Origin of the sequence: Paenibacillus sp. FSL M7-1455, assembly GCF_038004655.1 — a bacterium.
GTDB classification, from domain to species: domain Bacteria; phylum Bacillota; class Bacilli; order Paenibacillales; family Paenibacillaceae; genus Paenibacillus_AQ; species Paenibacillus_AQ cookii.
Genome location: NZ_JBBORO010000001.1, coordinates 2,746,335 through 2,759,496, shown reverse-complemented (window position 1 = coordinate 2,759,496; position 13,162 = coordinate 2,746,335). Strand labels below are relative to the sequence as shown.

Sequence of the window (13,162 nt, the reverse complement as noted above, 5' to 3'; positions counted from 1 at the left end):
TGTTCCTAAAAAGTTCCGGATATCCCGATGAAGGTCATTTGACGTAAAGTCCCTTCTTCCTTTGACACGGACGTCCAGGCCAATGCAAAAAAACCTGCCGAACGCTTCATGCTCGGCAGGTTTCGATCTAAAATTTTCAATTCGCTTCTTCTTTTGCGCGGTACCTTTCCTTAAACTCCTGCAGACCGATGATCGTCCCTTCGACCCGGGATCGTTCCGCGGCGAATGCCATCAAATGGCTTTGAACCGAGGCATCGGCCGACGTCAAGCCTTGGCTTGCGCCGTTTGTGCGCACGAGCTTCAGAAAATCCTTCACGAGGCGCAGATCGCCGCCGCCATGTCCGACGTGGCCGCCCATGTCTTCAAAGGAGATGCGTTCGACCTTCCCGCTGCCGAAATGGATGATTTCGATTTCGTTTTTCTCCATCGCTCCGCGGATTTCGCCTGTCGTCCCCATCAGCTTGATCGTGCGGCTGATATCTCTCGTGAACGCGCTCATCGTAAAAGCGGCCGTCACCCCGCTCGCAAACTCCAAATTCACGACCTGATGATCGACGACGTCGTTGTCGCAGTGGTACACGCATCTGCCATACGGCCCTTCCTCCAACGCTTTGTAGCGGGCGGCGTAGCTCATATCGTCGCTGATCGCCGACGTCGGCCAATTCGTGTCCTCCGTCAAATAGATATTGGGCGCATAATACAGGCACTCATCCGCAACCGGACATCCGTCCAGGCATCGCAGCGGAGCCCCCTCCGGCGCTTCCGAAGCCGTGAAATGGCTCAGCGAACCGAAGGAAGAAACCTTGACGCAATCCGAACCCGCAAGCCACAGCAAAATGTCCAGATCGTGGCAGGATTTGGCCAAAATCATCGGGCTGGACTCGTCCTTCCGCCGCCAATTGCCCCGCACGAAACTATGCGCCTGATGCCAATACCCCACGTTTTCATTGTGCTGAATCGACATCAACCTGCCGATCGCGCCTTTATCGAGGAGCTCTTTGAGCGTGCTGAAAAACGGCGTGTACCGCAGGACGTGGCAAATCGAAAACACGAGTCCGGCCTCGGAAGCCATTTCGCCCATCCGAATGCATTCTTCCGGATCAGGCGACATCGGCTTTTCCAATAACACGTGGTATCCCGCCTGCAGCGCCTTCATCGTCGGCTCGAAATGCTGTTTGTCCTGGGTGCAGATCAGCACCGCATCCGCGAGCTTCGGTTTCGCGAGCAAATCGTCCCAATGCTCGAAGCACATCTCCTCCGCCAGACCATGCCTTTCTTTGAAGTTTTCCCTCCGCTGACGGACCGGTTCCGCGACCGCAACGACCTCCAGCTCGGCAGGATGCTGCAGCGCATAGTCCATGTAGTTGATGCCGCGAAGGCCCGCCCCGATTAATGCAACTCTAACCTTTTTCATCCGATAACTCCGCTCCTTAGCCAAATTCGCTTATTCTTTGACGCTTCCGACGGTCATGCCTTTAACAAAATATTTCTGCAAAAACGGATATACGACCATGATCGGCAGCGCCCCCATGAAAATTTGCGCCGTCTGCAGCGTTTTTTCGCTCAGGTTCTCCATCGCTTTGATCTGCTCGATCGATACCGAAGTCATCTGGGAATTGATCGACATGATGAGCGTGGACAAATAGGTTTGCAGCGGATATTTCTCCGGCGAGTTCAAGTATAAAATGCCGTCAAACCAAGAATTCCAATGCCCCACGATCGTGAACAACCCGATGGTCGCGATGGACGGCAAGGACACCGGCAAATAAATCCGCCACAAAATTCTCCAGTGCCCCGCGCCGTCGATCGTCGCGGCTTCGTCCAGCTCGCGCGGAATGGTGCGGAAGAAGTTCAGCATCAGCACCATGTTCCACACGTTAAGCGCTCCCGGCAAAATCAAGGCCCAGATGGAGTCGATCAATCCCGTATTTTTGACGATGATATACGTCGGGATCAGCCCGCCGCCAAAAAACATCGTGATCGCGAAAAACCACACGTATACCGTCCGGAATTTGAACTGGTCCACCGATTTCGACAGCGGGTACGCCGTCACGAAGCATAAAAACATGTTGACGGCCGTCCCCAGCACCACCCGCTCGACGGATACGCCCAGCGAACGGAAAAACTCGACTTTTTCCCCGAGGTAACGGTAAGCATCGAAGTTGAAGCCGACCGGCCAAAGCTTGACTTCGCCCGCCATGGCCGCCGTATTGGAGCTGAGGGACACCGAGAGGAGGTGAATAAACGGAATAATGCCGAGAAGCGTGATCGCCGTTAGCAGCACCGTATTGAATATGACGAAAATCCTTCTGCTGATCGTAGGTTTATGCATCTCTCTGCCTCCCGTTTAAAAGATCCGATAATTGTTGTATTTGTAAGCCGCGTAATAGGTCACGGACACCAAAACCAGGGAAATGACGGATTTGAACAATCCGACGGCGGCGGCCGGTCCGAACTGCTGGCTGAACATCCCCAGCCTGTAAACGAACGTATCGATGATATCCGCCCCTTCGTAAACGGTCGGGTTATACATGATCAGGATTTGTTCGAAGCCGGCATTCAAAATGCCGCCAAGGCTGAGCACTCCGAGCAAAATGAGGATCGGCGCCATGCCCGGAAGCGTAATGTGGATCATTTGCTTCCATCGTCCCGCACCGTCCACTTCAGCGGCTTCGTAAAGGGTCGCGTTGATGCCGGTAATCGCGGCCAGCATAACGATCATGTTATACCCCATCCCTTTCCAGACGTCGGACCCGATCACGATGCCGCGGAACCACTCGTTATCCAGCATGAACATGATCGGCTTGAGTCCCATCGCCGCCAGCAGCCCGTTGACCGGGCCGCTCAGCGAAAACAGCTCGATGATGACGCCGCCAAGCACGGTCCAGGACAGGAAAAACGGCAGGAACACGGCCGATTGGATGAACCGGGAAAACCAGCGCTTGGTGACTTCATTAAGCAGCAGCGCCAAAATCAGAGGGACGAGCAGAAACAACACCATTTTAATGACGGCGATCAATACCGTATTCCACAGCACCTGCTTGAAATCCGGCATATTAAAAACGTATTTGAAGTTGTCGAACCCGACGAACTTCGAATGGAAAAAGCCGGAAAGCGGCTCGAATTGCTGGAATGCCATCACCAGCCCGGCCATGGGCCCGTAAGCATAAATGAGCGTGACGATCACGCCGGGCAGCAGCATGATATGAAGCAAATATTCCTTTTTTAGCGTTCTCACAGATGGACCTCCCCGTTCAAATCGTAAACGGGAGGAATCGCCGGCATCCATCAGGCTCCTCCTCCCGTTTCATCACATCATTCTGGATTGTCGCAGCATCCGCGCAAGCGATTATTTCGCAGCCTGTTTGCTGTACCAGTCGTTCACCTCTTGGGTGATTTGGTCTCCGCCAAGGGACTTCCAGCTTTGAACGAACTTGTCGAATTCGTCCAGGGAACCGCCCATAATGATTTTCGTGAAAGATTCCTGCATCAGCTTGTCGAGCTGGGCGCCTTTTTCGACTTGCGTTTCCGTCGGCAGGCCGAAGAATTCGTTGTTCACGAAAGCTCCGCTTTCCTTGATCTGCCGGGTCATGCCCCAGCCTCCGTCTTTTGCCGCGCGGCTGAAGTATTGGCCCCAGTTGACGCCTTTGGAGGCATTCGCCGTGTTGCCTGCCAGATAATCCTGGGTTGCCTTAAAGACGTCGGCAACGTTTTTGTAGTTTTCATCGTCCAGCGTAATTTCCGTCTGCTTCGCATCCAGCGCCTTGTTGACTTCCGTATAGATCGTCTCGATTTGGGCCGGGTTGTAAATCCGCGGATTAAACCAGTTGTATACGTATCCGTTTTCCGCTTTGTTTTGCTCCATGTATTTCTTTTTGCCTTTTTCGATGTAGAAGTTGATCATTTTGATGGCGGCTTCCGGATTTTTCATTTTTTTGTTTACGGCATAAACTTTGCCGCTGCGGATTTTAGGCACCAGCGATTTGCCGGGACCGTCGAGACCCGGAATTTGAATCGCGATCCATTCCGCTTTCGGGTCTTTGTCGACGTTCAGGTTCAGCGGATAGTTCGGATACCACCATTCGCCGTACACGATGCCGACTTTGCCTGCCGTGATGTCTTCGACGGCCTTGTTTTCGTCCTTTAACGCAAATTCTTTGTCCAAAATGCCGTCCTTGTACCAGGATTGAAGCTTGCCCAGCGCGGTTTTCACTTCCGGCTGAATGAGGCCCGGAATCAGCTTGCCGCTGCTGTCCTTGATCCAGGCGGACTGATTGTCGCCGATCGAAGGATAAGCTCCGAAGCCGTTAAAAAATCCTCTAAGGTCGTAAGCCCAGAAAAACAGGTTCTTTTGCAGGGATACGCCGTACGTGTCGTTTTGGCCGTTTTGGTCCGGATCGTTTTTCACGAAGGCTTGGGCTACCTTATCCAGTTCGTCCATCGTTTTCGGCGGCTCCAGCTTCAAGTTTTCGAGCCAGTCTTTGCGGAGCCAGAGCAGCTGCGTCGACAGGAACGGGTCTTCGAAAGCCGGGATCGCGAGCAGCTTGCCGTCCTCGGTGAACGTCTTCATGGCAAAACCGCCGTCGGATTCCATGTATTTCTTCAGCTCCGGAGAAGCGTAATCGTTATAAGCTTCGGTCAAATCGGCCAGCATGCCCTGCTTTTTCAGCTTCTCGAAGTTTTTCTGGTCAAGCTCCATGATGTCCGGCAGGTCGGCCGAAGCCATCGCCAGCGAGAACTTTTGCTCGAATTGGCTGGACGGAACGGTCCACTTGTATTTGACTTCGATGTTCAGCATGTCTTTCAAATCTTTGAGGTAAGCGTTTTGGTCCGGCGTGATGCCTTTCGGCGTCCGCGGGTCTTCCGGAGGGTTGTAGCCGAGCACTTCCGTCACCGTGACGGTTTCGGGATATTTCCCGAGCGGCTCCGGCGGCGCGTCCGTGCTCTTTTTTTCTTCCTTGGAGGACGGGTCTGCAGCCGGGCCTGCCGTATCTTTGCCTTGGCTGGAGCATGCCGTAAATAACGAAAGCGACATCGTGACGAGCAAAATCATTTTCCATGGATTGATTTTTTTCATGTTCAACGCGTTTCCCCCTTTGTTTATGCTGCGATTTGCAAGTGCTTTATGTGTTTAATTATAAATTTCAGAAGAAAACGCTATCAATTTTGAGTTTTTTACTTCCCTTTCACTTTATTTACCTTTTTAAAAACGATCGCTGCGAAACCGATGATCGGGCTCTCATTTGGCATTGCGGTATTCTTGGGGAGAGATGCCCGTCTTTTTTTTGAAAAAGGTCGTAAAGTAGGATTGCGAATCGAACCCGACGCGGGCAGCGATTTCGTTCAGCTTCAGGTTCGTGTGCATCATCAGGTGCACGGCCGCTTCAAGCTTTTTCGATTGGATGTAGTCCAGCAGATTTTGCCCCGTCATTTGTTTGTAGTAGCGCGACAAATACGATGGGTTGAAATGCACTTTCTCCGCGATTGCCGTCAGGGATACGTCCCCGGACAAGTTGGCTTGTATGTAGTTTTGGATCTGGCCGATCACCCAAGATTTCATGTCCTCCTGCTTCAGGAGCCCCGGATCGTCCATGGCTTCCGGTTCGCTGCCGGCATGTTCGATATCGATGACGATCAGGTTTTGGCCGAGGGCAGCCCTGGAACGCAATACGCCCAGCAGCGTGTTGTATTGGCCGGAAACCGTCTCCCAGCATCCGCTTAAATTGCCCGATATGCCAAAGGATACGGATACGCCAATCAGGCTTTCGCATTCGTTCTGCACGAGCTCGAGAATCCCTTTCATATATGACGTAAATCCCCGCCACCGCTGCGGCTCCGAATCCGGCTGGGAAAAACGAGCAAGCAGTTCTTCGTGCGGCTGAAGCAGCCAAACGAGGACGCCTTCATCCAACACGGAATGTTCGCATGCAATCGAATCGGGCAAATAGTTGCTGAAGCCGTTTTGCACCGCCCCGAGCTTGTCCTTCGTATTCGGATCGTCGATTGAATCCAAGCTGCCGACGACAAAAAATGCAGGCTCGCTTACGCGAATTCGGAAGTCCAGTTCTTCATACCGGGGGTCGGACAGCAATGCGGCCGCGGATTCCCCCTTCAAAAGCCTGCCGACCAGCTCGTTTTTAAGCACGGGAGCGGCGATTTGAAAATGCATTTTCGCCTTTTCTTCCCGGATTCTGCGGCGGTTTTCCTCGTCGAGTTTTTGGCAGGCCGCTTTTACCGCCCCAAAGATCGGTTCGATGCCTTCCGTTTTTAAGATGTAATTGTCCGCTCTCTTGCGCAGGGCTTCCTGGACGTAATCGAATTCGCTGTAACCGGTCAAAAAAATGATCCGGCAGTGCGGCCAATAGTAGGCGATGTCGTCGACAAGCTGCAGCCCGCTTTTTTGGGGCATGCGGATATCGCTGACGAGAATGTCGAGTTTCATTTTTTTGGCGATGTTTAACGCTTCCGCCGCCGAGTAGGCTTTGCAAACATCCAGTTCGAATTCGGTATTTTCCTGGAAAAGCTGAATCAATCCGTTGACGATGACCGGCTCGTCGTCGACGATTAACAATCGGTACATGCTGCTGCCTCCTTCATGTTTTCAAGTGCGATAACCAGATCTATTTTTAAGCCGCCATGCCGGCTTCTCGACACCGATAACCCGCTATCCGGCCCGTATTTAAGCTGGAGACGGTTGTTGACGTTGATGAGTCCCGTGTTTTCCACCGTTTTCGAATCCATGGCGAGTTTGCCGCGCAGCTCCTCAATCATCCCGTCGGTCGCCAAATTTCCGTTGTCTTCGACCGTGACGCGCAGCATCCCTTTCCGGTACGCCGTGCCGATCAACACCTTCCCTTCCATCATGCCGTCCTCAAAAGCGTGCTCGAACACGTTTTCGACGATCGGTTGGATGATCAGCCGCGGCACCGTGATCGATGGCGGAATTTCCGTCTCCTCCTCGTATTCGAAGGATACCCGGTTGGCGAAACGGATGCATTGAATGTCGCAATAATCCAGCGCATGGCGGTATTCCTTATAAAACGGAACCTCGTCGGACCCGCTTCTCGTAATGTACTGATAATAGCTTCCAAGCCGCTGGGAAAGCTCCGCCGCGCTGTCGGAATCCCCTACCTTGCACATCATGTAAATATTGAAAAAGCTGTTGTACAAAAAATGCGGATTGATCTGGGACTGGAGCTGTTTCAGCTGGGAATGCTGCAGCGCGATTTTCTGCTCGTAGTTTTCCTCGATCGAATTTTTGAGCCGCCGCGCCATATTGTTGAAGCTGTTGAACACGTAATGGAACTCGTCTTTGGTTTTCGATTCGATCGTAATATTGAGGTTGTCGGTTTCGATCATATGGAACGCTTTGACCAGCTTCGATAACGGCCGATGGATCATCACGTTGACGGAAAAGGAATACAGGATCATCACGATGATCGCGATAATGAACAGCGTATAGAACCAGGTAATAAATTGGCTTAACGGGCGCGTAAGCTCATTTTGGTTCACGTACATGATCATGGATAAATGCAGGGAGCCGACGGCGCTTCGGGTGATAAAATAATTGACTCCGTTCATTTTTTTGAACTGCGGCGGTTCTTGATCCACGGATTCGTCCGCCGTCAGTTTCAAAATCTCCTCCGATTCGTCCGCATTTTCCGCCGTCGTCAGCATCGTTCCGGATTCTTGGCTTCCGAGCAGCACTTCCGATTCGGGATACAATTTCGCGATTTCGTTCAAGGACTGCAGCAGCATGGGCCTCGAGATTTCGATATACGTCACGATGCTGCCGTTGTTTGCGCTTTCAATCAGGAAAATCCGGTTCCCGCTGCGGTAAAAGGACGGCTTTGGCGTCACTTCGCTCAGCGACGTCATAAGCTTCATTTCCTCATTGGGCGTGCCCGTAACCCCCGAGTTCATCGAGATGGTCTTTTGGATGGATTCCACGTACACACCGCTGTTCACCACGTATTCGCTGGACGCCATGAGCGTGGACAGCCGGTCCCTGACCTGTTCGATCAGCTGCACTTCCTCGTAATCCCCCAGCAGGCTTCCCCGGAAGCTCAGCTTCTGCAGGTCTTTGTCGTTGATCAGCTGCAGCTGCAGATTGCGGATAAAATACATCTCTTTGTCGAGCTGTTTGGAATAAAAGGACGCCCCGGCCTGCGAGGAATTCAGAATGGCGTTTTTCGTGACCGACATGCCTTTGTAGTTGAGCCATATATTCATGGAAATGAGAGGAAGCAAAAATAAGATGAACACGATGACGATTTTTTGATAGACATACCATTTGGACGCTTTGCCCGCCGCCTGCAGCTTCATATGTACCTCCCGCTATTGCTTGGATGATCGAATCTTTTCATCTTTAGTATAAGGCTTCGCAAAAAAAGAACCATCCTTTTGGATGATTCTTTTCGAATCCGCGCGGTTTTCGGTACTGGCCCTGGACGGCTTTACTGTTTTGCATACAAGTAATAAATGTAGTCGGTCATGACGGACGAATTCCCCGTTTGCCGCAGCATCGTGGAAATGTTGCCTTTGTGGTATGTCCCGTGCGTCACGATTTGCATGACGATTTCGGCCAAGCTCGTTTCGCGGCTGCCTGCATACGGATTGTTTAACATGACGCGTTTTTCCAGGTCTTCCTGCGCACGAAGTAAACGGGAGCACGCTTCGGACAGCCGTTTGAATTTCGTTTCCAGTTCCGGCAGCGAGCCGTTTTCAAGTTCCTCCCTGTTGGACCAGGAAGAATTCAGGGCATCCGCCATTTCCGTCCCTTGCAGCGTTTGGAACCAAACGTTGTCGACGATATAAATATGGGCCAGCGTTTTGGCGATGGACGGAAAACTGCTGGCGATCTCTTGCCGGTACAGCTCCTCCGGAATCTCCTTCAGGCGGTCCATGATCCGGGAAACCTCCCACACGTGGTAATCGTACATTTCAATGGCTGGATGCGTCATTATCGATCTCCTCCTTTATCTTGGGTTCATTTTAGCACCCGAAACATGACGGCATACTGTCATAGTTATTCAAGGAGCTGCCGTCTTTTTCGTGATGCGACCATGCGGCAAACAAGCATGTACACCTTTCACGCCGTTAACGATTTGGGTGATTCGAAGATCGATCGCGGCACTGCCGACCGCCATTGCCTCCACGCGATTCAAGCCGTATAATTGGCCCATCAAACCGAGCATGCCGTCCAAGGCTTGAACCGTCGCTTCGTTTAGATCCTCATGAAAACCAAACGTGAGCCAGCCGGACGGCGTGTTCGCCCGCGGATATGTCAGATGCATATCTTGCAAAAGATCTACGGTTACTTCGACCTCTTCCATCGGACATTCGATCGCTTGGCAGCTGACCTCGCCGTCCCCTTGCGCCGCATGCCCGTCGCCAATGACCAGATAAGCTCCGTCAACCGGAATCGGCAAAAAGATCGTACTGCCGCTGACGAGCTCTTTGCAATCGATGTTCCCGCCGCAAAAGCGGGGCGGCCAAGTCGAATGGATCCCCGTCTCTTCCGGCGGCATGCCGACGATGCCCATGAAGGGACGAAGCGGGACCGAATACGTCGCCCCGTCGATTTGGCAGCTTCCTTCCATTTTTTCCGGATCCAATGCCCAGTCCAGCGTTAGTTCCCGTTCATCCGTCAGATGCAGTTTTTGGTTTTGCCAGTTCGGATATTGTCCCGCCGACGTAAAACCGTACCTTCCGGGGACGATCCGGTTAAAGCGGATGGCGAGGGTCATTCCCCGTTTGGCGTGTTCCAGGAAAAAGGGACCGATCAAGGCATGCCCTCGATCCAGCTTATCCCGTCTGGCATAAGGCTTTTTCCGTTCGGCATAAGACTCCCCGACTCCCCAAGCCGCATCCGGGACGGCAAATCGGATCGTATCTCCGGAAGATACGGTCAGGAGCGGAGGAACCTCTTTCGTGAAACTCCCGATCAGCGCTTTTGAGTTCAAATCCATCTGATGCACAACCATAGGATCGCCTCCAAGGAAGATGATTTTTGGCAAACGCTAAACCCATTCCACGTCTAAACGGCCGGCAAAACGGATCTTTTCAACCGGGACATGATCTGCCCCGCCGTCCAAAATGGTCCTTACATCTTGAAGCGTATCCCGAAGGGGAATCCACTCCGCTTTTTTCTTGGTAAACGGCTCGGCGATAAAAAACGGCTGGGATAAATAAGCTTCCAAGCGCTCGCCCCGCTTGAACAAAGTCCTTTCGGAACCGGGAAGCTTTTCTTCGCCGCGAAACAGGACCAACGGCCTTAATTCGCGGTAACGGCGCATGAGTTTCCGGGCCTCCTGCTGGATGGATAAATGAAGCGGCTCGAGCTGCGCTCCCTCCAGCATCACGGACGTGGATGCGACGGGATCTATGGCGGGAAAAAGCCCTCTTGTCGTCAGTTCCGCGTCAAAACGCAAAAACGTATCCAGCGGTCCAAACGGCAGCTCTTCGTCCGCCGCATTGCCGCTCACGTCGACGAGAATGGTCGTAACGGGACGTATGCCGGCCGATTTCAGTTTCTCTTCGAGATCGAATATCCCGCCCGACAATACCATGGCGCGATCCGCTCCCAATACGACTTCTTTGCTGTTGGCGCATTGGAGAATCCGCTCATACACTTCGGCGGACGTGCTGCCCACGGCTTCGGCCTCTTGAAGCAGCTCGTCGATCCCTTTTGCATATGCTTCAGGCTTCCAAAATACGGTAGCGTAATCCGATGTGTTGAACCTGTAAAAAAGCTCCGCCAACAAGGCCAGCTGCCCGACATTCTGGCGCGCCACCAGACCGATGCTGCCGCCTTGGACCAATGGAGCCAGTAAATCAATCACTTTGATTCCCGTCTCCAGCATGCCCAAAGGTCTTCCCCGAAGGATGAGTTCGTCCATGGTGCATCCTGCAAGCTCCGCAAGTGCCGCAAGCGTCCGGACCTCGGCCCTTCCGACCGGGATTTTGCCTGTGCAAAGATTGGACACGGTTGCCGGTCTGAGTCCCGCAGATCGTGCCGCCACCGTGAGGTTCGGAATTTTGGCGCGCAGCAGGGACACGTTTAAATGAATGTCTTCCATATTCCACCACCACCTTACTTTATAGAGTAATTTATTTCCTCCATAAAGTAAATACATTTCTTTACAGTTATCCTCTACATATGAATGCAAACAAAAAAACTGCTCGATGAGCAGTTTTCGGAAGGTTATCAATTCATTTTAGTCATCCACCCACCAACGGATTGCATGGTAAAAGTAACCATTTGCCAGCCTTGCTTCAGGCCGGTCTTTAGCCTCGAATTTAATCCTTTTGTTGAAGGCCATAAAAGCATCATATTGATACAAAAAGATGCAGGGCAAGTCGGCAGAAAGAATGCTTGCTGCTTCTTTATATATTTCAGCTCGTTTCTTGGGATTCATTTCTGTGTTCCCCCGACGTAATATTTCATCAAGGTCAGGGTTCTTATACCATAGAAAATTTCCGCCGTTAGGAGGAACGGATTTGGAAGCGAGAAAAATTTCTTGATCGGGATCCAGCGATGTTTGAATTTGGCCCACAAGAACGGCTTCAAATTTCCCTGGATTAAGATGTTGTTCAACCCACTTGGAAAAATCCATCGCTTTTAAATTCACTTCGATTCCGACCGTTCTAAAATATCGTTGTATCATCGCTGCACCGATTTCCTGAAGCTCATGATATTGCAGCTCGAACGAGAAGCGGTGACCGTTTTTAACTAATATCCCGTCTTTACCGGTTTCCCAGCCGTCTTCACGTAGTAATGCAACGGCTTTTTTAGGATCATAAGGATGGGAAACTGCCGAATCGCCTGGATCATACCAAGTTCCGGGCAGGAACGGCGAATTGAGGATTCTTCCTCTGCCGAAGAGTACCTTCTCGATCATCGCTTGACGGTTCAATGCGTAAACCATTGCCTGCCTCGTTTTTGGCGTGGACCACGGAATCCATCGTTCTTTGAAATGGTCTGGATTATGGTTTAAACCTAAAATTTCATATTGTGGTCCCGGTGCGGCGTAGAACTCAATGTCATCATTATGATACGAAAATAAAATGGGACGAATGGCTTCGGCCGGCACACCGATAATAAAGTCAATTTCACCCTTAGCAAGCGCTTTGACTTGTGCTCCTACATCCGTGTATATTTTGTAAATGACTTTGCTCAAATGTGGTCTAGGTCCCCAATAATCCGGATCGGCTTCGAATAACAAGTATCTGTTCCGTTGGTACCCTCTCCATCTCCATGGCCCGTTCGTAACCGTTTGACGCGGGTCCAGGCCGTATGGATGACGATGTAATTTTTCGGGATGCACATCCTTTAATACATGACAAGGAAGCAGCTCCATCGCCAGCGCATATTGAAACGGCGAATATGGTTCACGCAAAATAATCCTAACTGTATGCAAATCCAGCTTTTCCATGTCAACTATTTTTTCGAAATCCATGTTGGCCGGAGAACCTGACAAGGGATTCCTGAGCGTTTCAAAAGTAAATATGACATCATCGGCAGTTACAGGCCTGCCATCGCTCCATCGTGCGTACTCTTTTAATTTCACGGTATATGTTTTTCCGAGATCGGATATTTTTAAAGGCTCTGCAGCAAGGGACCAGGGTTGGACAACCAAATTACCGTTTCGGCTGATGTCATACAATTTGGCAAAAATCCACTGAACGGCATCGCCGGAAGCAACGTCCTGCACATAGATCGGATTCACGCTTACGATGTCTGACAAACTTCCGAAAACGAAAGTTCCGCCATACGCATGGGCCACGACCTCATCGCAGTCAGGTTCGGCATGCCTGTCCATTTTCAATTCCTTCATCGCTAAGGACGGATTACGATAGCTTGAAAAGAGGTCCTTGGTGAGTTTGGAAAATAGAGCGGGCAACCTTTTTTTCTTGTTTGTCATATCACCGGGATTCCCCCCTTCAATAAATAGGCTGCGAAAGTAGCTGTTTGAAATAATATCGGCCTTTTGACGAAAATCCGTGAGAATAAAGTATCCTTCACCGATCAACAGCGCTTGCATCCAACATCCAAGTTTCGAAGAGAAGCTACCTGTTTTTGAATACGAATCGCAGGAATCCCACAATCGACATAATGACGATCGCTATAAAAAGCAATACGACAAAGATACTTGACCAA

General features: G+C 51.3%; 10 protein-coding genes. All 10 read right to left on the bottom strand.

Going from position 1 to position 13,162, the window contains the following annotated elements; translation table 11 throughout:
* Nucleotides 1-136 precede the first annotated feature (136 nt).
* Nucleotides 137-1,414 carry a Gfo/Idh/MocA family protein gene (locus tag NYE48_RS12665; protein WP_340998952.1) on the bottom strand — a complete coding sequence of 426 codons (1,278 nt, stop codon included), beginning with the start codon at nt 1,412-1,414 and terminating at the stop codon, nt 137-139.
* Nucleotides 1,415-1,444: 30 nt separating this feature from the next.
* Nucleotides 1,445-2,332 carry a carbohydrate ABC transporter permease gene (locus NYE48_RS12660; protein WP_212951020.1) on the bottom strand — a complete coding sequence of 296 codons (888 nt, stop codon included), beginning with the start codon at nt 2,330-2,332 and terminating at the stop codon, nt 1,445-1,447.
* Between the two features lie 15 nt (nt 2,333-2,347).
* Nucleotides 2,348-3,238: an ABC transporter permease gene (locus tag NYE48_RS12655; protein ID WP_212951018.1), complete on the bottom strand. Its 891-nt coding sequence runs from the start codon at nt 3,236-3,238 to the stop codon at nt 2,348-2,350.
* Nucleotides 3,239-3,349: 111 nt separating this feature from the next.
* Nucleotides 3,350-5,077: an extracellular solute-binding protein gene (locus NYE48_RS12650; RefSeq protein WP_036713756.1), complete on the bottom strand. Its 1,728-nt coding sequence runs from the start codon at nt 5,075-5,077 to the stop codon at nt 3,350-3,352.
* A 162-nt stretch (nt 5,078-5,239) separates the two neighbouring features.
* Nucleotides 5,240-6,580: a response regulator transcription factor gene (locus NYE48_RS12645; RefSeq protein WP_340998951.1), complete on the bottom strand. Its 1,341-nt coding sequence runs from the start codon at nt 6,578-6,580 to the stop codon at nt 5,240-5,242.
* Nucleotides 6,565-8,325, bottom strand: coding sequence for a sensor histidine kinase (locus NYE48_RS12640; protein WP_340998950.1), 1,761 nt, complete (start codon nt 8,323-8,325; stop codon nt 6,565-6,567). The genes NYE48_RS12645 and NYE48_RS12640 overlap by 16 nt, the downstream gene beginning before the upstream one ends.
* A 131-nt stretch (nt 8,326-8,456) precedes the next feature.
* Nucleotides 8,457-8,963 (bottom strand): DinB family protein, encoded by a 507-nt coding sequence (locus NYE48_RS12635; protein WP_340998949.1) that lies wholly within the window; start codon nt 8,961-8,963, stop codon nt 8,457-8,459.
* Between the two features lie 69 nt (nt 8,964-9,032).
* Nucleotides 9,033-9,986 carry an acetamidase/formamidase family protein gene (locus NYE48_RS12630; RefSeq protein ID WP_340998948.1) on the bottom strand — a complete coding sequence of 318 codons (954 nt, stop codon included), beginning with the start codon at nt 9,984-9,986 and terminating at the stop codon, nt 9,033-9,035.
* 36 nt (nt 9,987-10,022) lie between these two features.
* Nucleotides 10,023-11,081 (bottom strand): hypothetical protein, encoded by a 1,059-nt coding sequence (locus tag NYE48_RS12625; RefSeq protein ID WP_340998947.1) that lies wholly within the window; start codon nt 11,079-11,081, stop codon nt 10,023-10,025.
* A gap of 138 nt (nt 11,082-11,219) precedes the next feature.
* Entirely contained in the window at nt 11,220-13,046 is a 1,827-nt protein-coding gene (locus tag NYE48_RS12620; RefSeq protein WP_340998946.1) for an ABC transporter substrate-binding protein, read from the bottom strand.
* Between the last annotated feature and the right edge of the window lie 116 nt (nt 13,047-13,162).